The organism is Actinomycetospora sp. C-140, from assembly GCF_054796175.1.
In genome coordinates, this window is record NZ_JBTWNF010000006.1 from 115,953 (window position 1) to 137,367 (window position 21,415).

The window sequence follows — 21,415 nt, forward strand, 5'->3', positions numbered from 1 at the left end:
CTCCTCAGCGCGCCGCGAGCTCGGGCGGCGCCCCTCCGCCGGGGACCCGGGGCACGAACCGGTCGAGCACCCCGTGCACGACCAGCCGCTGACGGGCCGAGAACTTGGGGTGACAGGTCGTCAGGGTGATCATCGGGGCGACGGCGGGCGCACCCGGGCGATGCGGCACCGGCGCGATCACGCCGACCTCGCGCGGCGAGACGATCTCCTGCCCGGGCGCCCCGTCGATCGGCGCGAGGCCCTGGCACCGCGGATCGCGGCCGCGCCCGGTGGCCCAGCCCGCGACCTCCTCGGCGTGCGGCAGCACCCGGTAGACCGCCCACCCCTGCGCCGTCTCGACGACGAGCGGCGCGCACGACGCGAGCTCCCCGAGGTCGTTGAACGGCGCCCCGCGCCCGACCCGGTGCCCGGCGACCGCGAAGTTGCCGGGGAGGCCGGGCTGGGCCGAGCCCTGGTAGTGCCCGGGGCCGGTGCGCAGGTCGTCCTGCGTCGTGCCCTCGACCACCACCCAGGAGTGGCCGGGGCCGAGCGACGGGATCGTCAGCCGGGCGGTCGGCGCCCCCTCGGCCGCGGGGGGCGTCGCCACGGGTCCGGGGGTCGACGACGTCGCGGGCGGCGCCCCGGCCCACTGCTGGGCGAGCTGCTGCGACGCGGCCTGCTGGCGGTCCTCGGTGAGCCAGTTCGTCACCCACACCTCGTAGACCACGAACAGCACGAGGACGACGCCGAGCGTCACCAGGATCTCCCCGGCCCACCGCAGCCGCCGGGTCGTCGGATCCGGTGGCCGGGCCACGGGCGCGGTGGCCCGGACCTCCTCGGTGGTCTGCTCCGTCATGCCTGCCTCCCCCTCCGGCGCCGCGCGATCAGCAGCAGCCCGACACCGCCGCCCACGAGCACCAGCCCCGTGATCAGGATCGGCAGCACCCACACGCCGGTGTAGGCCAGCCACCCACCCGGTGGGGTGATGCTCGGCGCGGGCGCAGTCGCCCCGGCCGCGGCGGTCGTCCCGCTCGCCGCCCCGGCGTCGCTCGAGGAGCCGCTCGAGGAGCCGCTCGAGGAGCTGGATCCGCTCGACGCGCTCCCGTCGCCCGACGACCCCGTCCCGGTCCCGGGCGCGGCGCCCGAGCCGTCACCGCCAGGACCGCCAGAACCGCCAGGACCGCCAGGACCACCGGGCCCACCGGGCCCACCAGGCCCACCAGGCCCACCAGGCCCACCAGGCCCACCAGGCCCACCGGGCCCACCAGGCCCACCAGGCCCACCAGGCCCACCAGGCCCACCAGGCCCACCAGGCCCACCAGGCCCACCAGGACCGCCAGGACCCCCGGGACCGCCCGGCGCGCACGGCGCGAACGGCCGGCCCGGCGGGCAGGGCGGCAGTGTGCCCGTCCCCGGCGCCGAGACCTGGTCCCCGTCCGGGGCGATCGCGACGGTGTTGGTGAGGTCGCCCGGCGTCACGACACGGGCGCTGAACACCAGGGTGCGGGTCTCCCCCACCGCCAGCGTGCCGATCGTCCACACCCCGCGGCGGGCGTCGAACGCCGGGCTGCCCGCACTGACGACCTGCACGGTCGCCTCGGGACCCGACGGATCCGACGGGTCCTGCACGCCGCGTCCCGGCAGGTCGTCGGTCACCGTGACGCCGGTGGCCGCGGACGGCCCGTCGTTGCGCGCCGTGACGGTCCAGGTGATCGTCTCCCCGACCGGCACGTCGTCGCGGTCGGCGGTCTTGGTCACCGACAGCGCCGCCTGCCGCCCGATGGCGTCGGACGTCGAGGCCTCGTTGTCCCCGAAGGCCGGGTCCGGGGTGGACGAGGTCACCGTGGCGCCGTTGGCCAGCCTCGTCGCCCCGGGGCCCGAGTCGACGGCCGCGGTGATCCGCACGGTCCGCTCCTGCCCGGCGGGCAGGTCGGCCAGCGGACAGCGCACGACACCGGCGGTGACGTCACAGCCGTCGTCGCCACCGGAGCCACCCGACCCCAGGTCCGTCCGGACCGCGCTCACCCCGGCCGGCAGCCGGTCGGTCAGCACCGGCGCCACCGCGGGGGCGGGGCCGGCGTTGCGCACGGTCAGCTCCCACGTGACGTCGGTGCCCGCGACGACCGGAGTCACCGCGCGCTTCGCCAGCGTCAGGTCCGACCGTCCGTCCAGCGCGACGGTCGTCGACCCGGCGTTGTTCGAGGGGTCCGGGTCGGCGGAGCCCGCCGCGCCGGCCGCGACGCCGAGCACCGGCGCCGCGGTGGCGTTCGGGGCGAGGGAGCCGCGCACGGTCAGCGGGACCGACACGCCCGGCGCGAGGCCACCCAGGTCGCACGTCACCCGCCCGTTGTCCACCGGCCCGCACGTCACCCCGGCGGGCGCCTGGACCGAGACGTCGGTGAGCCCGGCAGGCACGACCAGGTCGACGTACGCCCCGACCGCCGCCGACGGGCCCGCGTTGGCCACGGTCGTCGTCCACGACGCCTGCTGCCCGGGCGCCGCGGAGGGCGTGTCCGCCACCGTCGTGACGCCCAGGTCCGCCACCGGAGCCGTCGCCCCGGCCTGCGTGGTGGTGTTGTCGGTGAGGTCGGGGTCGGGCGTCGACGACGTCACCGTGGCGGTGTTCGTGACGGTGTCCGGCGCGGCGGCCGGGTCCACCGTCACGGGGACCTGGATCGTCACGGTCGCCCCGGGCGCGAGGTCACCCAGCGCGCAGCGGGCGAGGTCGCCCTCGAGCGTGCAGGTCCCGGCCGTGGTGATCGGCTGCTTGCCGCGCAGCCCGGCCGGGAGCCGGTCGGCGACCGCCACGTCGCTCGCCGTGGACGGCCCGCCGTTGGTCACCGTCAGCGTGTAGACGGCGGCCCGGCCCGGCACCAGCGGCGACGGCGAGACCACGCTCGTGATCGCCAGCCCCGCCGAGCGCACGATCGTCGTCGTGGTCGACGCCGTCGTGTCCCCGGGCGTCGGGTCCGGCGTCGAGGAGCTCACCGCCACGGTCGCCGGGCTCGCGCCCGTCGTGCCGGAGGGGTCGGCGGTCGCCGCGACCTCGATCGTCGGCGTGACGCCGGGGGCGACGTCGCCCAGGCGGCAGACCAGCGTGCCGGCCTCGACCTCGCAGGTGCCCTGCGACGGGCGCGCGGCGGTGATGAGCACGCCGGGCGGGTTCGGCAGGCTGACCACCACGTCGTCCGCCGTCGACGGGCCCCGCGTGGCCACCGACACCTGGTAGGCGAACGGGGTGCCCGCGGTCACCGGCCCGCTCGGGCCGACGATCGCCGTGGCCAGGTCGGCCGAGCCCGTCACCGGCGTCGCGAGGACGCTGCGGTTGTCGTCGGTGACCGGATCGGGGGTCGGCGAGGCCGCCGCGACGGTGTTCTCCACCTGCCCCGTCGTGCCAGGGGCGAGGGTGCCGGTGAGCACCAGCTCCACGGCGTTCTCCGCGCCGGGCGCGAGCGCCGGGATCGTGCAGCGCGCACCGGCGCACGTGACCCCGGCGGGCCCGCGGAACGTCACGTCCGTGACCCCCGCCGGCACGGTGTCGTCGACGACCACGCCGGTCGCGGCCGACGGCCCGGTGTTGGTCACCCGCACGGTCCACGTGACGGGACCGCCGGCGACCAGCGGGTCCGGCGCGACGGTCTGGGCGACCGCGATGTCGGCGCCCGGCACGGCCGTCCCGCCCGTGGTCCCCGTGTTGTTGCCGGGGTCGGGATCGGGCGTGGACGAGGTGGCCGCGGCGGAGGCCGCGACCGGGCCGGTCGCCGTGGACGGCAGCTGCCCGGTCACCGTGACGGTGATCGCCCCGTCGGGCCCGGGTCGCAGGTCGCCGACGGCGCAGGTCAGAGCGGCCTGGTCGCAGACGACCCCCGGCGGGGCGACGATCGCGACGCCGCCGAGCCCGGCGGGCAGGCCGAGGCGCAGCGCGACGTCGCGGGCCGTCGAGGGCCCGTCGTTGCGCAGCCCGACCGTGTAGGTCACGGCCCCGGGCACCGGGGCGGTCGGCCCGGCCACCGAGACCGCGACGTCGGCCGAGGTCGACACGGCCGTCGAGACCGTGGCGCGGCGGTCGTCGGGCGCGCCCGGAGCCTCCGGCGTCGGCGACTGCAGCGACGCCGTCGACGTGATCGTCCCGGCGGCGTCGGCCGTCAGCGTGCCGGCGGCCGTGACGACCACCCGCACCGCGGAGCCCGGCCCGACCGCACCCAACCGGCAGGTCAGCGTCTGCCCGGCGACGGTGCAGGTGCCCTGGGACGTGCTGACCGCGACCCCCTCGAGCCCGGCGGGCAGTTCCTGGGTGACCACGACGTCGTCCGCGAGCGACGGGCCGTTGTCGACGACGGTCGCCGTGTACTGCACCGGCTGCCCGGCGACGGCCGTGGCGGGGCCGCTCAGGGCGAGGGCGAGATCCGCCTGCGGGGCGACGGCGACGTCGAGGGTGACGGAGCCGTCGGCCGGGTCCGGGTCGGGCACGCCCGAGGTGACCTGCGCGCTCAGCGGGACCGACGGCCCGGCGAGGCCGGCGCCGACGGCGAGCGGGAGCTCGATCGGCAGCGACGCGCCCGGGGCCAGCGCCGGCACGTCACAGGAGACCGTGCGGCCCACGACGCGGCAGGCCACGCCGTTCACCGTCGGCGGCGCCGCGAGGTCGACGCCGTCGGGCAGCGTCACGGTGACCGTGCCGCCCGCGCTCGAGGGCCCGCCGTTGGCGACGGTGACCGTCGCCGCCGCCGGGCGCCCCGGCACCAGCGGTGTGGGCTCGACCACGGCGGCGACGCGCAGGTCGGCGCTCGCCCGCACGTCCGTCGTCGCCGGGGCGGTGTTGTTGCGCAGGTCGGGGTCGCTCGACGCGGTCGACACGCTCGCGGCGTAGGTCCGAGGGCCGGGTTCGGCGGCCGGGTCGACCCGGCCGGTCACCGTCGCGTCGATCCGCGTCCCGGCCGGGACGGTGCCCAGCGGGCAGACGAGCTGCGCGCCCGACACAGCGCACGTCCCCGGCGGGACCCCTGGGCCGGACACCGTGAGGTCGGTGAACCCGGACGGCACGTCGACGCGGACCACCGTCTCGCGGGCGTCGGACGGCCCGCCGTTGGTCACCGTGAGCGGGAGGGACACCGGCTGCCCCGCGACGACGTCGACCGGCGGCGCGAGGGTCACCGCCACGTCGGCGGTGTCGCCCACCGTCGACGACGCGGTGGCCTGGTTGTCGCTCGTGTCGGCGTCCGGTGTCGGGCTCGTCGCCGTGGCGGTGACCGCGACCGTCGTCGCGTCGGAGCGCAGCGTGCCGCGCAGCGACACCCGCACGGTCGTGCCGGCGGGCACCGCCCCCAGCTCGCAGCGCACCAGCGTCCCGGCCAGCGTGCAGCTGCCCTGGGACGTGGTCACCGAGCCGCTGTCGGGGACGATGTCCGCCGGCACCGTCAGCTCGACCACCGCGGCGTCCGCGGTCGACGGCCCGGCGTTGGTGACGTCGGCGTCGATGTCCACCGGGGTGCCGGCCGTCGGCGACGGCGAGGTCACCGCGGTGGCGACCCGCAGGTCGCTGATCGGGGTCACCGGCGTCGTGACCGTCGCGGCGTCGTCCGCCGGGGTCGGGTCCGGCGTCGACGACGAGGCCGTCGCGGTGTGGGTGAGCGGCCCGCCGGCGTACGCCGGGTCGAGCACGCCGGTCACGGTGACGACGGCGGTCGCGCCGGGCGCGAGGTCACCGAGCCCGCACGTGGCCGTGGACCCGTCGACGGTGCACGGGCCCGCGCTGCTCGTGGCGACCACGCCGGTGAGCCCGTCGGGCACGGCGTCGGCGAGCGACGCGGCGAGCGCGGTCGAGGGTCCCTGGTTGCGGATCGTCGTGGTCCAGGTGACCGGACGGCCCGGCACCCCCGGGTCGGGCGCGACGACCGTGCTCACGCCCAGGTCGGCGGCGGCCGCCTGCGGGGTGGTGGTGGTCGCGGTGTCGTCGGCCGGGTCGGGGTCCGGGGTCCCGGTGGCGACCGACGCGGTCAGCGTCGCCTCGGGGTCGGTCGAGGCGGGGTCGACGACGCCGTCGATCCGGATGGCCACCGGGGCGCCGGGGGCGACCGTGCCCAGCGGGCACGTCACCGTGCCGCCGCCGATGTCGCACGTGCGCCCGTCGACGGTCGCGGTGACCTTCGTCAGCGACGGCGGCAGGGTCACGGTCGCGACGACGCCGCCCGCGGTCGACGGGCCGGCGTTCGCGACCGTCACGGTCCACGTCGCGGGGGCGCCGGCGGTGAGGGCGGGCGGCGGTGCCACGGTGACGCCGACGCCGGCGCGCGGACCGGTCGCGCCCTGCCCGCTCGCGGCGTTGTTCGCGGTGTCGGGGTCGGGCGTGCCCGAGCGCACCGCGGCGTCGTCGGCGAGCGTGGGCGCGAGGACGTCCGGGGCGAGGCCGCCCTCGATGGTCACCGTCGCGCCGTCGCCGGGCCCGAGGTCGCCGAGCGGGCACTCGACGCGCTGCCCGCTGACGGTGCACGGGCGCCCGTCGAGGCTCGCCGCGGTGATCGCGACGCCGTCGGGGAGGGTGTCGGTGACGACGACCCCGCGGGCCGTCGAGGGGCCGAGGTTGTCGGCGCGCAGCGTCCAGGTCGCCCGGCCGCCGGGCACGAGCGGGTCGGGCGCCACGCTGCTGGTGATCCGCAGGTCGGCGCTGGTGCCGGTGGCGGTGGCGCTCTCCGCGGTGTCGTTCGCCGCCACGGGGTCGGTCGCGGTCGTCGCGACCGTGGCCCGGGTGGACACCTCGCCCGTGGTCAGGCCGGGGTCGACCGTGCCGATGACGGTGACGACGGTGGTCGCGCCGGCGGCGAGGTCGGCGAGCGTGCAGTCGACGCCCGTGCTCCCGGCGTCGGCCGCGGGCCGGCAGGTGCCGGCCCCGGCGGCGAGCTCGGCGCCGGTGATCCGCACACCGGCAGGCGAGCGGTCGGCGAGCGTCACGCCGGTGGCGCGCGACGGGCCGTTGTTCGCCACCGTGACCTGCCAGCGGACCTCCTGGCCCGCGGACGGGGTCCCGGCGACCCCGGTGACGGCCACGGCGAGGTCGGCCTGGGCCGTCACGGGCGTCGTGGCCGTGGCGGCGTCGTTCGCGGCGTCCGGGTCGGACAGGCGGCTGCCGGACGTGCCGCTCGTCGTCAGCGGCGTCCCGACGGCGTCGGCGGGGATCGTCACGGTGATGTCGACGCTCGCCGACTGCCCGACCGCGAGCGTGCCGTAGGTGCAGGAGACCTGGCCCTGCCCCGGGGTGCACGACCCGGTCGTGGGCGTCGCGGAGACCAGGGTCGTGCCCGCGGGCAGGCGGCTCGTCGCCCCGACCCCGGGGGCCACGGCGGGCCCGTTGTTGGTGGTGGTCAGGCGGTAGGTCACGGGCTTCCCGGCCACCGGCGGGCCACCGGTCAGGGCGACCGTCGTCGCGATGTCGGCCCGCGCGGTGACGGGCTGGGACACCGACGCGGTGTCGTTCGCCGCGACCGGGTCCGGCGTCGACGAGCCGACGGCGGTGGACACCCCGAGCGGACCGGTCTGCGCGGGGTCGAGGCCGAGGGTGAACTGCACGGTGGAGACCGCGCCGGGGGCGAGGCGCCCGAGCGCGCAGGCGATCTCGCCGCTCGCGACCGTGCACGTGCCGGTGCTGGCGGTCGCGGAGGTCACGGTGGTGCCGGCCGGGACCGGGGTCCGCGACACGGCGCCCACGGCGTCGGACGGGCCGTTGTTCACCACCGACGCCACGTAGCCCGCGGGCTGACCGGCCTCGGCGGTGTCGCGCTGCGGCGTGAGGGTGACGGCGAGGTCGGCGGCCGTGGTGACGGTCGTGGTGGTGCTCGCCGCGCGGTCGGCCGGGGTCGGGTCTGCGGTGGGCGACCCGACGCTCGCGGTCGCCGCGACCGGCCCGGCGGGGCGATCGGGCGGCACCAGCGCCTTGACGATCACCGGCACCGTGGTGCCGGCCGCGACGGTCCCGAGGGTGCAGCTCACCGCGCCCCCGTCGGCGGTGCACGTGGTGCCCGGCGGCGAGGAGATCCCGTTCGGGGCCACGGTGAACCCGGCGGGCAGCGGCATCGTGAAGGTCACGCCGGTGGCGTCGGACGGGCCGTTGTTCGTGACCAGCGCGGTGTAGGTCTCCGCGGTGCCGGCGCGGACGGGCTCGGGGTCACCGACCAGCGCGAGGCGCAGGTCGGCGGCGGTGGTCACCGGCAGCGTCGAGGCCGACGGGTTGTTCGCCGGCTGCGGGTCGGTCAGCGGCGACGCCGCCGTCGCCTGCAGCGTCAGGGGGCCGGCGGCGTTCGCGGCCACGTCCACGGTGAGGGTCGTCGTGGCGGCCGAGCCCGCGGGCAGCGCGTCGTGGGTGCACTGCACCTGCTGGCCGCTGACGGTGCAGCGGCCCACCGAGGGCGAGACGGCGACCGGGGTCGTGCCGGCCGGCAGCGTGACCGTCGAGGTGACCCCGCCGGCGTCCGACGGGCCGTTGTTGGTCGTCGTGACGCGATAGGTCGCGCGCGACCCGGCGACGAGCGCGCCGTTGCTCAGCGAGCCGGGGTCGGCGGCGATCGCGGTGGCCAGGTCCGCCGCCCCGGTGACCTGGACGGTCACGGTCGCCCGCGCGTCGGCCGGGCTGGGGTCGGGGACCGGCGAGGTGGCGGTGATGGCGAGGGTGACCGGGCCCGGCGGCGTGTCGGCGTCGGCGCGGGCCACGAGCACCACGTCGGCGGCGGCGCCGGGCGCGAGCGTGCCGACCGGGCAGGTGACGCGTGAGGCGGTGACGGTGCAGGCGGCCCCGTTCACGGTGGCCGAGACCGGGGTGAGTCCGTCGGGCAGGTCGTCGACGACGAGCACGGTCCCGGCGTCCGACGGGCCCCTGTTCGTGACCCGGACCGTGTAGGTCCCCGGGTCGCCCCCGGCGACGGTGGTGGTCGGCGCGGAGACCACCACGGCCGTGAGGTCGGCCCGCGTCACGACCGTCGTGGCGGCCGACGCCGCGTTGTTCGACGGGCTGGGGTCGGGCAGCGCGCTCGAGGCGACCGTCGCCGCGTCGGTCAGCGGCCCGGCCGCGCGGGAGGCGTCGACACGGACCCGCACGGTCACCGTGGCCGTGGCGTTCGGGGCGAGGTCGCCGACGCCGCAGGTCGCCTGCCGGCCGGACACCGAGCAGGTGCCGCCGGTCGCGCCGAGCACCGTGACACCGGCCGGCAACGTGTCCGCCAGCGTCACGCTCAGCGCGGTCGACGGCCCGTTGTTGCGCGCGGTGAGGGTGAACGCGGCCTCCGTGCCGGCGACGACGGAGGGCTGGTCGACGGCGGAGGTGACGGCGAGGTCGGCGGAGGCGTCGACGCCGAGCGTCGCCACGGCGGCGTCGTTGCCCGGCACCGGGTCGCTGCTCTGGCTCGTGATGCGGGCCGTCACGGTCGCCGCGCCGGGCGGGCGGGTGGGCGCCACCTGGGCGGTCACGGTGATCGGGACGTCCTGGTTGACCGCGAGCGTGCCGATCGCACACGACACCGCCTGCCCGGCGATCGTGCAGGTGCCGCCCGGGAAGGTGGCCGACTGCGGGACGACGCCGTCGGGCAGCGTGGACGTGACGACGGTCGCGGCCGCGTCCGACGGGCCGGCGTTGCGGGCGTCGACGACGTAGGAGGTCGACGTGCCGGCGGTGGCGGTCCCGTTGCCGGTCAGCGTGACCGACAGGTCCGAGACCCGGTTCACCGTGCTGGTCACCGAGCTCGCGTTGTTGGTGGTGCTCGACTCCGGTGTCGTGGTCGCGGCACGGGCGCTGGCCACCTGCTGGCCCGCGGGCAGCGAGGCCGGGGCGTCGGCGACGGCCGTGATCTGCGTGCTGGCGCCGGCGGGGATCGTCCCGAGCTGGCACCCGGGCGGGTTGGAGGTCAGCGAGCACGTCCCGGAGGTGGTGTCGACGTCCACCGGGATCAGGCGGGTCAGGGTCGTGTCGGTGAGGGTGACCTCGCGGGCGTCGGACGGCCCGTCGTTGGTCACGGTGACCGTGTAGGTCACCCGGCCACCGGCGGCGATCGTCGCCGGGCCGGACGCGGCGACGCGGATGTCGGCGAGCTGGGCCAGCGGGACCGTGGCGGTCGCCGTGTTGTTGGTCGCGACCGCGTCGGGGGTCGCCGAGGAGACCGTGGTCGTGCTGCCCAGCGTCGCGGTGGTGGTGCTGGAGACGACCCCGACGACGATGCTCGCGGCGGCCGAGGCGCCCGGCGCGAGCGCCGCGGAGAGGGTGCACGTCACCGTGCCGCCGGCGAGGGCGCAGGTGCCGCCCGGGACGGCCCCGGAGACGAACGTCGTCCCGGCCGGCAGCGGGGTGGACAGCACGACGTTCTCGGCGGTCGACGGCCCGTTGTTGGTGATCGTGCTGGTCAGGGTGGCGTTGCGCCCGGCCGTCACCGCGGTGCCGGCGGTCGGGGTGATCGCGGTGGTGACGCCGAGGTCGGCGTTGCGGCTGACCTGGGTGGCGGCCGTGGCGACGTTGTTGGTGCTGACGTCGTCGGCGGTGTCCGAGGAGACCCGCACCGAGTTCGTCACCGCCCCCGACGCCGCGCCGGGGGCGACCTGGACGGTGATCGGCACCGTGAGCGCGGCGTTCACGCCCAGCGCGCCGCCGGCGCACGTGACGGTCTGGCCCGCGGCCGAGCACGTCGTGCCGGCCGGCGCCGCGGCCGAGCGGTAGGTGACCCCGGCGGGCAGCGTGTCGACCAGGGTCGTCGTGCCGGTGGGGTTCGGCCCGTTGTTGGTGGCCCCGATGGTGTAGGTGACGGTGCCGCCGGCGGCCTGGGAGCCCGGGTTGCCGGTCTTCGTGGCCTGGAGGTCCGCGAGCGCGCTGACCGGCGTCGTGACCGTGGTGCCCGCGTAGGTGTAGTTCCGGTTGATCGTGCGGGCCTTGTAGTCGAGCAGCGGCGTGTTGGCCGGTGACGTGCCGGCCGCCGCCCGGTCGAGCGTCACGCGGAACTTGAAGGTCGCCGTCGCGCCGGGCGAGACCGTGCCGCCCGCGGTGGGCGAGGACCCCGTCCCTATCCGCATCCGGACGGTTCTGTCCCCGGAGGTGTAGTCGCCGACGTCGTCGCCCGCGGCGTCGGTGGTCGCGAGGGTGCCGGTCTGGCCCGGGTTCGCGGTGCGCACGAGGCTGCCCGGCACGTAGGTCTCGTTCGCCGGCAGGACGTCCCGGACGAGCGCGTTGTCCGCCGAGTCCAGCCCGGTGTTGGTCATCGAGACCGTGTACTCGAGGGTGTCGCCGGGCTGGGCCGGGCTGTTGCCGTTGACGTCGACGGCGGTCTTGCTGACCCCGGTGAACGACGGCGTGAACAGGTCGATCTGCGAGGTGACGATGCCCGGGTAGTAGTAATCGCCCGTGGTCGTCAGGCGCAGCGACGTCGACGTCGCGCCGTTGGGGATGACGTTGTTCGCCGAGACCCGCCCGACGTCGACACCGAAGTTGTTCGGGTAGCCCGGTGATCGCCCGGACAGATCCGTCCCCGAGTCACTGATCTTCGAGTCGAAGAAGTTGTTGGTGGCGCGGGTGTCGTCGGAGAGCGTCGTGCCGTTCAGCGACATCGCGTCGCCGGTGGTGCCCTGGTCGCCCTCCCAGGCGACGAGGCCGACCGAGGCGTTGACGTTGCCGGTGGTCGGGGTGAGGAAGCCCGAGATCGGGATGTCGACCGTGGAGTTGGCCGTCGAGGTCGTGGTGACGTCGGCGAAGCCCTCGAAGACGGTCAGGTTGCGCAGCGGCAGCGACGAGTTCCGGTAGGCCACCACCAGCGACCAGCCCGCGTACCGGTCCTGGCCGGTGCCGCCCACGATGTCGCCGACGGAGTAGACGCCGTTGCCGGCGGCCTTCACGGTGTCGGTGACGTCGAGCGAACCCTGGTAGGGCGCCCCGTCCGTCGCGGTCGGGGTCGTCGCCGAGAAGCCCTTCGTCGAGCCGGTCAGCGAGCTGTAGGCGCTCTGCCCCGGTGCCTTGAGCTTGACCGTCGCGGTGTTGCCGGCGGCCGCCGTCCCGCCGCTGCCCGCCGTGGTCCGCGCGCCCCACACGAGACGGGCGTAGAGCACCTCGGACCCGGCGGGCATGGCGAGCGTGCTCGTGGAGGAGTTCGCGGTCGCGGAGTCGCCGTCGGTGTCGACGAACTGCATCCCGTAGGTGTTGTTGTTCAGCGCGGTGCCGCTGGCGGTGCCGGCACGCGCCGCGGTGCAGCCGCTGGCGCTCGCCGGACAGTCCATGGAGCTGTTGCCGACCAGGGCGATCGCGCCGTTCTGCTCGGTGCTGTAGACGGCGTTGAACGGGCTCTGCACCGCCGCCTCGGCCGGCGGCGCGGCCGCGGGCAGCAGCGCGGGGATCGACACCCCCGCGCACGCGGTGGCGACCACCAGCACCAACCGCAGGACCACACCCGCCGACCGCCGCACACTGCCCCCCGCACCCCGCCGGACCTGACACGGTCCGTGACGTCTTGTTGCGGTGAGTGACGTTAGGAGGGCTGAGTGAGTGACAGACACTCACGTCACCGATCCGGGTGGCATATCCGCGCCGAGAAATCGTGGACACACGACGAACGGTCGACCGACGATCGAGTGGGCGTGTCGCGGTTGACGGCGACCGTTCACCGGGCCCGGCGTGTCGCGCGGAGTGTCGTTCGTCCGGGCTGTCGCTTGTTCGTGGGTCGTGGCGGCCGGCGTGGTGCAAGCCTGGCGTCCACGCTGACGTTCGATGACAGGAAAGGCCCCACGATCACTCGTAGGCTCGGCGCCATGACGACGGCGCTGATCGTGGTGGACGTGCAGCTCGACTTCTGCGAGGGCGGCTCGATGGGCGTCGACGGCGGGGCGGCGACCGCGTCGGCGATCAGCGCGTATCTCGGGACGTCGGTCGACCGGTACGCCCACGTCGTCGGGAGCCGGGACTACCACGAAGACCCGGGCGACCACTTCTCCTCGACGCCCGACTTCGTCGACACCTGGCCGCCGCACTGCCGTCTCGGGCACCCGGGCGCAGCGTTCCACCCCGGCCTCGACGTGAAGCACCTCGAGGAGGTGTTCACCAAGGGTCGGTTCGAGGCCGCCTACTCGGCGTTCGAGGGCCGGGCCACGGATGGGCAGCTGCTGGCCCCGTGGCTGCGGGACCGCGGTGTCGACGCCGTCGAGATCGTCGGGATCGCCACCGACCACTGCGTGCGCGCCACGGCGCTCGACGGGGCGCGCGAGGGCTTCGCCACGACCGTGCTCCTCGACCTCACCGCCGGCGTCCTGCCCGAGACGACCGCCCGCGCGCAGGCCGAGATGGCGGGCGCGGGCGTCATGCTGACCGGGACGCCGCGCTGAGCCGCGTCGGCGAGGGAACCGTGGGGGCTTCTCCGTAGTCTGAACCGTCGTGGGAGACACGATCACCGGGCCGCCCCCGGTGGCGGAGCTGCTCGCGGCGGCGGTCTCGGCGCTGGGCGGCAGCGAGCGCGAGGGACAGCAGGACATGGCCGCCGCGGTCGAGCGCGCGCTGCGCACGGGCGAGCACCTCGCGGTCCAGGCGGGCACCGGCACGGGCAAGTCGCTGGCCTATCTGGTGCCAGCGGTGCGGCACGCGCTCTCCGGCGAGCAGGCGGTGATCGTCGCGACGGCCACGATCGCGCTGCAGACCCAGCTCGTCGACCGCGACCTGCCGCGGCTGGCGAAGGCCCTCGAGCCGGTGCTGGGTCGCGCGCCGTCGTTCGCGATCCTCAAGGGCCGCGCCAACTACCTGTGCCGCCACAAGATCGAGTCGAGCGCGCAGGCCGAGGACCCCGTCGACGAGCAGCTGTTCGACCCGTTCCAGGTCTCGGCGCTCGGCCGCCAGGTCACGCGCCTGCACGAGTGGGCCGAGCAGACGAGCACCGGCGACCGCGACGAGCTCGTCCCCGGCGTCACCGACCGCGCGTGGCGGCAAGTATCGGTCAGCGCCCGCGAGTGCCTCGGCGCCGCGCGGTGCCCCGTCGCCGAGGACTGCTTCTCCGAGCACGCCCGCCACGCCGCCGGCGCCGCCGACATCGTCGTCACCAACCACGCCATGCTCGCCATCGACGCCATCGAGGGCCGCGCGGTGTTGCCGGACCACGACGTCGTCGTCGTCGACGAGGCCCACAACCTCGTCGACCGCGTGACGTCGGTGGCCACCGGCGAGCTGACCGCCGCGACGGTCACCGCCGCCGCCCGGCGCTGCGGCAAGCTCGTCGACCAGGCACTGTCCGACGCCCTGCTCGACGCCGGCGAGGGCCTCGACACGGTGCTCGAGGACGCCGTCCCCGGGCGCTGGGAGCGGATGCCCGAGGGCGTCGGGCGGATGCTGTCGTCGATCCGCGACGCGTCCTGGTCGTGCCGCCAGGCGCTGGGTCCCGATCGCGAGAAGGGCCGTGACGACGAGGCGACGAACCGCAAGTTCGCGCTGGCGCTCGTCGAGGAGGTGCACGACGTCGCCGGGCGCCTGCTGACCGCGTTCGACCGCGAGGACCCGGCGACGCGGCCGGACGTCGTGTGGCTGGCGGTGACCGAACGGAACTCGACGACGACGCGCACGCTGGCGGTCGCCCCGCTCTCGGTGGCCGGGCTCCTGGCGTCGCGGCTCTTCGGGCACTCCACGGTGGTGCTGACGTCGGCGACGCTCGCGCTCGGGGGCTCGTTCGACGCCCTCGCCCGGCAGTGGGGGCTGCCCGTCGGGGGCACCGAGCCGGCTCCTCCCGACGACGGGTCCGGCCACGGCAACGACCCCGCGACCAACCTCGTCTGGCACGGCCTCGACGTCGGTTCGCCGTTCGCGCACGGCAAGGCCGGCATCCTCTACGTCGCCCGCCACCTGCCCCCGCCCGGGCGCGACGGGCTCTCCCCCGCGATGCTCGACGAGATCGAGGGCCTGGTGCGGGCCGCGGGCGGACGGGCGCTCGGGCTGTTCTCGTCGATGCGCGCAGCGAAGCAGGCCGCCGAGGACCTGCGCGGCCGGTGGGACGGCACGGTGCTCTGCCAGGGCGACGACAGCACCGGGACGCTGGTGACGAAGTTCGCCGCCGACGTGGAGAGCGTGCTGTTCGGGACGCTGTCGCTGTGGCAGGGCGTCGACGTGCCGGGCGAGTCGCTGTCGCTCGTCATGATCGACCGCATCCCGTTCCCGCGTCCCGACGACCCGCTGGTCTCCGCCCGTCAGCGCGCCGTCGACGCGCGGGGCGGCAACGGGTTCCTCACGGTGTCGGCGACCCACGCCGCACTGCTGCTCGCCCAGGGCGCGGGACGGCTGCTGCGCGGGACGGGCGACCGCGGCGTCGTCGCCCTGCTCGATTCGCGCGTCGCCACCAAGCAGTACGGGGGGTTCCTGCGCGGTTCCCTGCCGCCGTTCTGGTCGACGCAGGACCCGGCGGTCGTGCGCGGGGCGCTGGAGCGGCTGCGGGACGCCTGATCAGCCCGTCCGGAACACCGGCCGGCCGATCTCGGTGCGCCACCGCGTCGGGTCGTCGGTGTCGCGGGGTCCGACGAGGTAGGTCTCCTGCACGGGCCCGTCGACGCCCACCGCGTTCTCGACGAGGTGGGCGCCGAGCTCGCCGTAGGTGACGTCGATGTCGTGGTGGGCGCCGACGTGCACGGCGACCGCGAGCTCGCGGGCGGGGATCGCGTACGGCCGGACGGCGCCCGTCTCGGGCGGGTCGGCGTCGGGGACGTAGACCACGGCACGGCCCCGGCCGCCGGTGAACAGGGCGTCGTCGTAGAGCCCGCCGGGCGGGCCCGACGGCACGAGGCCCGCCGCGTCGAGCTCGGCCATCGCCTCGCCGTACCAGGCGACCACCTGCGTGCTCTCGACGTCCGCGACGACCGCGGCGACGAGCCGGTCCGGCTCGGCGCGACGGGTGATCGGCGTGGGCGGGCGCTCGGGATCGAGGAGCCTGCGCAGGGCGCCGACCGCGTCGCGCGTGGCGGCGAGCTGGTCCTCCAGCCGGCGCAGGTGACCGGCGAGCAGGGTGTGTCGGGCCTCGACGTCGGTCGTGCCGACCAGCGCGGCGACCTCGGCCACCGGCAGGTCGAGCGCGCGGAACCGGCTGATCACCTGGGCCGTCGCGACCTGGTCGGTGCCGTAGTACCGGTAGCCGGTGTGCGGGTCGACCGCCTCGGGCGTCAGCAGACCCGCGTCGTGGTAGCGGCGCAGCGTCCGCACGGACAGGTGGGTCACCCGCGAGAACTCGCCGATGGTCATGCGCCCGGTCACGGAGTCCAGCCTGGACCCTCTCCCGGGGAGAGGGTCCACGGTCGGGCCATGGACATCATCGAGCGCTACTTCACCCTCGCCGCCACCGACGACGTCGACGCCTTCGTCGCGCAGTTCGCTCCCGGCGCCGTGGTCGTCGACGACGGCCACCCCGTCCCCGACCTGCGCGCCTGGCGCCGCGACGTCCCGGACGTGACCTACACCGTGACGGACGTGGACGGGACGAGCGCCGACGTCACCGTCGCCGGCGACTTCCCCGGCAGCCCCGTCGACCTGCGCTTCGCCTTCGGCGCCGACGGGGACCGCATCACGCGCCTCGACATCGCACCGCGGTGATCGTGGTGGCTTTCCTGACGTTGAACGCCAGCGTGGACGCCAGGCTGACACCACCCCGTGCCTCGCCCGCCCCGGCTCACCACAGGCGCCCGAGGAGGGCGTCGGCGAGGCGGGCGGGGGCGTCGGGGGCCCGGCGGAGGAAGAGCTCGGGCTCGATCAGTTCGAGCTCCATGACCACCGGTTCGCCGTCGAGGCGCACGAGGTCGACGCGCGCCGCGGCGAGGTCCGCGGCGGGCGCGCGGGCCAGGGCCGCCTCGGCGACCTCGACCTCGCGGGTCGTCGGGGTGTGGTCGGCGAGCGCGCCGCCGTACTTCTCGTGCACCAGGAAGCCGCCGGCGGCGGGGAGCTTGCGCACGGCGTGGGACCACGTGTCGCCGAGGCGGATCAGCGACACCTCGCCGTCGCGCCCGATGCTCTCGACCGCCGGCTGCACGAGCACGTCGCCGGCGGCGAGGAGCCCCGCGACGGTGTCGTGCAGATCCTCGGCGCGCCCCAGGTACGTGCCCCGCCCGCCCGCGGAGACGGCGGGCTTGACGACGACGGTGCCGCGCAGCTCCGGCGGGCGGGTGCCGGCGTCCAGCAGCGTCGTCGGCACCGTCGGGACGCCCGCCTCCGCGAGCTCCACCAGGTACCGCTTGTGGCTGTTCCACTCCAGGACGGCGCGGGGGTTCACGAGGCGGGTGGCCGCGTCGACCCGCGCCGCCCAGGCCAGGAAGGCGTCGCGGCGCTCGGTGTAGTCCCAGGTGGTGCGCACGGCGACGAGGTCGGCGCCGGCCCAGTCGACGGTGTCGTCGTCCCACGGGGCGTCGGCGGCGTCGACGCCGCGCTCGGCGAGCGCCGCGATCAGCGGGCGGGTCTCGGCGTCGGAGCGCTCGCTGCGCACGCGTGAACCCGCGACCACGATCCGGCTCATCGCGCGGCCACGCACGTGACCGTGCCGGGCGCCACCTCGGTGAACCCGGCGTCGCGCACCGGCACGACGCCGTCGGACTCCCAGGCCCGCTCGCCGCTGGGGTCGGCGGCGAGCGCGCCGGTCCACCGCGCCCAGTCGTCCCGGGACGCCGGGCGCACCGCGGCGTCGAGCGCCACGGCCGGCTCGCCCCCCTCCGCGGCGAGCACGGTCGCGAGGATCATGCTCGCGTGCCCGACCTGGGCGGCCGCCTTGCCCACGGTCTGCTCGACCTCCGGGCTCAGCCAGATCACGGGCACGCCCGGGGCCGGCGGGCCCGGCTCGTCGGGCGGGAGGTCGGTGCCGCCGATCTGGAGCCGGCGGACCTCGTGGGGCACGTCGTCGACCGGACCCGGCACCAGCGCGCGCACGAGCTCTCCGGCCGTCACGCCGTCGAACTCCTGCACCGCGCGCCAGTGCGCCGTGCGCGCCCGCCGGGTGAGCTTGCGGATGCGCCCCGCGCCCGCCCACGTCGCCACCGCGTCGTACCAGGGGCCCTCGGGCGCCGCCCGCTCGTCGAGGCACAGCGCGAGCGCCGCGGCGGCCGCGGCCTCGAGCACGGCCGTGCGGGTCGGCGCCTCACGCTCGAGGCGCAGGACGAGCGTCATGGCGCGCACGACGCCGTCCTCCGGCTCGTCGGTCTCCGGCGCGGGAGCGTCCACGAGCCACGGGCACACGCGCGCGGCCAGCGGGGCGAGCGCGGAGAGCGGCCCGGCCGACAGGGTCACAGCGGGACCCGGCGCAGCAGCCCTTCGGCGGCGTCGGCGACCTCGATCTCGTCGCGCGTGATCCCGAGGATGAACAGCACGGCGTCGAGGTAGGGGTACGACAGCGCGGTGTCGGCGGCGGCCGCGACCACCGGCTTGGCGTTGAACGCCACCCCGAGCCCGGCCGCGGCCAGCATGTCGAGGTCGTTGGCGCCGTCGCCCACGGCCACGGTCTGCTCGAGCGGCACCCCGGCCTCGTCGGCGAAACGGCGCAGCGCCTCGGCCTTGCCGGCGCGGTCGACGACCTGCCCGAGCACCCGCCCGGTCAGGCGGCCGTCGACGACCTCGAGGTCGTTGGCCGCGGAGAAGTCGAGTGCCAGGTCCTCGACGAGGCGGTCGATGATCGTGGTGAAGCCGCCGGACACGACGCCGCAGCGGTACCCGAGGCGCTTGAGCGTGCGCACCGTGGTCCGCGCGCCCGGGGTCAGCTCCAGCTCGTCGGCGACGTCGTCGAGGGCGCCCACCGGCAGCCCGGCGAGGGTCCCGACGCGCTGGTGCAGCGACTCCGCGAAGTCGATCTCGCCGCGCATCGCCGCCTCGGTGATCGCGCGGACCTCGTCCTCGGCCCCGGCGCGGCGGGCGAGCATCTCGATGACCTCGCCCTGCACCAGCGTCGAGTCGACGTCGAAGACGATGAGCCGCTTCGTGCGCTGCGCGAGACCCACCCGTTGCACCGCGACGTCGCACTTGGCGCGGCGGGCGGCCGCCGCGAGGGCCTGGCGCAGCGCGGCGTCCGTGGGCGGCTCGTCGGCCGGCATCGAGACCCGCAGCTCGAGTCCCGTCACCGGGTAGTCCGCGATCCGCCGGACGCGGTCGATGTTGACGCGCAGCGCGGCCAGTCCGCGGGCGACCTCGGCGAAGTTCGCCGCCGTGATCGGGCGGCCCAGCACCAGCACGACGTGGGTCGAGAACGGGTGCACCGCCGACGCCTCGCCGCCGGTCTCGACCGTGACCGACAACCCCAGCGACGGCATCGTCAGCTCGAGGGCCGCCTCCAGCCGCGCCGGGTCGCCGGGCAGCGTGACGAGCGCGGACAGCGTGATCCGCCGGTGGATCGTCGCCTGCTGCACGTCCAGCATCGCGGCCTCGTGCTCGGCGAGCACCGCGAACAGGGCGGCGTTGACCCCGGGGAAGTCCGGGCCCGTGACGGTCACGAGGACCGGCACCGCGTCCGGCTCCGCCGACGCCAGCCCGTCCAGGGAGGGCGCCGCGTCCGAGGACAGGAGGTCCTCGGGGTACGGGTCGTCGGGGACGGCCCGGGTCACTTGTTCCGGGGGTCGGAGCCCGGGAGGTGCTCCTGGCCGGTCTGCCCGGCGGCCGCCTCACCGATGCTCTCGTGCCCGCCGCCCACGTGGGCCTCGAGCCGGATGCGTTCGGTGAGGTGCGGGTAGTGCAGCTCGAACGCCGGGCGCTCGGAGCGGATGCGGGGCAGCTCGGTGAAGTTGTGCCGCGGCGGCGGGCAGGAGGTCGCCCACTCCAGCGAGTTGCCGTGGCCCCACGGGTCGTCGACCTCGACCGGCCGGCCGTAGCGCCAGCTGTGGAACGCGTTCCACAGGAACGGCAGCGTCGAGGCCCCGAGGATGAACGCGCCGATCGAGGAGATCGTGTTCAGCGTCGTGAACCCGTCGGTGGCCGCGTAGTCGGCGTAGCGGCGCGGCATGCCCTCGTTGCCCAGCCAGTGCTGCACGAGGAACGTCATGTGGAACCCGATGAAGGTCATCCAGAAGTGGAACTTGCCGATGCGCTCGTCCATCATCCGGCCGGTCATCTTCGGGAACCAGAAGTAGATGCCGGCGTAGGTGGCGAACACGATCGTGCCGAAGAGCACGTAGTGGAAGTGCGCCACCACGAAGTACGAGTCGGACACGTGGAAGTCCAGCGGCGGGCTCGCCAGCAGGACGCCGGTGAGGCCGCCGAAGAGGAAGGTCACCAGGAAGCCGACCGAGAAGAGCATCGGCGTCTCGAAGGTGAGCTGCCCCTTCCACATCGTGCCGATCCAGTTGAAGAACTTGATGCCGGTCGGCACGGCGATGAGGAACGTCGTGAACGAGAAGAACGGCAGCAGCACCGCCCCGGTCGCGTACATGTGGTGGGCCCACACGGCGACCGACAGCGCGCCGATCGACAGCGTCGCGTAGATCAGCGTCTTGTACCCGAAGATCGGCTTGCGGCTGAACACCGGGAAGATCTCGGTGACGATGCCGAAGAACGGCAGCGCGACGATGTAGACCTCGGGGTGCCCGAAGAACCAGAACAGGTGCTGCCAGAGGATCACGCCTCCGGCCTCGGGCGCGAACAGCTGCGCGTCGAGGTGCCGGTCGGCGGCGAGGCCGAGCAGCGCGGCGGTGAGGATCGGGAACGCCAGCAGCACCAGGATCACCGTGACGAGGATGTTCCAGGTGAAGATCGGCATCCGGAACATCGTCATGCCCGGCGCGCGCATGCAGACGATGGTCGTCGCGAAGTTGACGCCGCCGAGGATCGTGCCGAGACCGGAGACGACCAGGCCGACGATCCAGACGTCGGCGCCCAGGCCCGGCGAGTGCACGACGTCGGAGAGCGGCGTGTAGGCGAACCAGCCGAACGCGGCCGCGCCGTCCGGGGTGAAGAACCCGGAGACGACGATGATGCCGCCGAAGAGGAACAGCCAGTAGGAGAAGGCGTTCAGCCGCGGGAACGCGACGTCCGGGGCGCCGATCTGCAGCGGGACGATGTAGTTGGCGAAGCCGAAGAGGATCGGCGTCGCGTACAGCAGCAGCATGATCGTGCCGTGCATGGTGAACAGCTGGTTGTACTGGTCCACCGACAGGATCTGCAGCCCCGGCTGGGCGAGCTCCGCGCGCATGAGCAGCGCCATGAGCCCGCCGACCAGGAAGAACCCGAACGACGTGACCAGGTACAGGATCGCGATGTCCTTGGGGTCCGTCGTCTTGAGCATCCGCCCGATGAACGACCCCCGCTTCGACTCCCGCGCCGGGTACGGCGTGGTCGCGATCGGCTTGGGTGCGACGGCGGTCACGAAGGCCTCCTGCTCACGGTGCGTCTCCTCCACCTCGGCGGCCGTCGGGCCGCTTCTGCGGACGCAGGGATCGTAACCGCCGCGCGGGCCCGGGGCTCGCCGGGTGAGGGCTCAAACGACGATCGGTCGTAGACCAGGCG

General features: G+C 75.5%; 10 protein-coding genes. 3 read left to right on the top strand and 7 right to left on the bottom strand.

What is annotated here, in order from left to right; translation table 11 throughout:
• Positions 1-4 precede the first annotated feature (4 nt).
• Together ACR9E3_RS12255 and ACR9E3_RS12260 are read right to left on the bottom strand one after the other, a co-directional pair.
• Entirely contained in the window at positions 5-835 is an 831-nt protein-coding gene (locus ACR9E3_RS12255) for a class E sortase (protein WP_460380562.1), read from the bottom strand.
• The gene (locus ACR9E3_RS12260; RefSeq protein WP_460380563.1) at positions 832-12,381 is read right to left on the bottom strand and encodes a hypothetical protein; all 11,550 of its coding nucleotides are present in this window, start codon (positions 12,379-12,381) and stop codon (positions 832-834) included. The genes ACR9E3_RS12255 and ACR9E3_RS12260 overlap by 4 nt, the downstream gene beginning before the upstream one ends.
• A gap of 360 nt (positions 12,382-12,741) precedes the next feature.
• Here ACR9E3_RS12260 and ACR9E3_RS12265 point away from each other — a divergent pair, with 360 nt between their 5' ends.
• A complete protein-coding gene (locus ACR9E3_RS12265; protein WP_460380564.1) occupies positions 12,742-13,311 on the top strand; it encodes an isochorismatase family protein in 570 nt (189 codons plus the stop codon).
• A gap of 49 nt (positions 13,312-13,360) precedes the next feature.
• The gene (locus ACR9E3_RS12270) at positions 13,361-15,403 is read left to right on the top strand and encodes an ATP-dependent DNA helicase (protein WP_460380565.1); all 2,043 of its coding nucleotides are present in this window, start codon (positions 13,361-13,363) and stop codon (positions 15,401-15,403) included.
• Here the strand turns inward: ACR9E3_RS12270 and ACR9E3_RS12275 are convergent, their stop codons facing one another.
• A complete protein-coding gene (locus ACR9E3_RS12275; protein ID WP_460380566.1) occupies positions 15,404-16,204 on the bottom strand; it encodes a MerR family transcriptional regulator in 801 nt (266 codons plus the stop codon).
• Between the two features lie 48 nt (positions 16,205-16,252).
• On the opposite strand from ACR9E3_RS12275, the gene ACR9E3_RS12280 reads away from it, so the two are divergent.
• Positions 16,253-16,540 carry a nuclear transport factor 2 family protein gene (locus ACR9E3_RS12280; protein WP_460380567.1) on the top strand — a complete coding sequence of 96 codons (288 nt, stop codon included), beginning with the start codon at positions 16,253-16,255 and terminating at the stop codon, positions 16,538-16,540.
• Between the two features lie 76 nt (positions 16,541-16,616).
• Here the strand turns inward: ACR9E3_RS12280 and ACR9E3_RS12285 are convergent, their stop codons facing one another.
• The 4 genes from ACR9E3_RS12285 to ctaD all read right to left on the bottom strand — a co-directional run bounded on the left by ACR9E3_RS12285 (position 16,617) and on the right by ctaD (position 21,275).
• Positions 16,617-17,441: an ATP-grasp domain-containing protein gene (locus tag ACR9E3_RS12285; RefSeq protein ID WP_460380568.1), complete on the bottom strand. Its 825-nt coding sequence runs from the start codon at positions 17,439-17,441 to the stop codon at positions 16,617-16,619.
• A gap of 8 nt (positions 17,442-17,449) precedes the next feature.
• Positions 17,450-18,217, bottom strand: a complete 768-nt coding sequence (locus ACR9E3_RS12290; RefSeq protein ID WP_460380569.1) for a peptidyl-tRNA hydrolase — start codon at positions 18,215-18,217, stop codon at positions 17,450-17,452.
• Positions 18,214-19,446, bottom strand: coding sequence for a phosphoserine phosphatase SerB (serB, locus tag ACR9E3_RS12295; protein WP_460380734.1), 1,233 nt, complete (start codon positions 19,444-19,446; stop codon positions 18,214-18,216). Before serB ends, ACR9E3_RS12290 begins: the two co-directional genes overlap by 4 nt.
• A 71-nt stretch (positions 19,447-19,517) precedes the next feature.
• Positions 19,518-21,275, bottom strand: coding sequence for an aa3-type cytochrome oxidase subunit I (gene ctaD / locus ACR9E3_RS12300; RefSeq protein ID WP_460380570.1), 1,758 nt, complete (start codon positions 21,273-21,275; stop codon positions 19,518-19,520).
• Positions 21,276-21,415 lie beyond the last annotated feature (140 nt).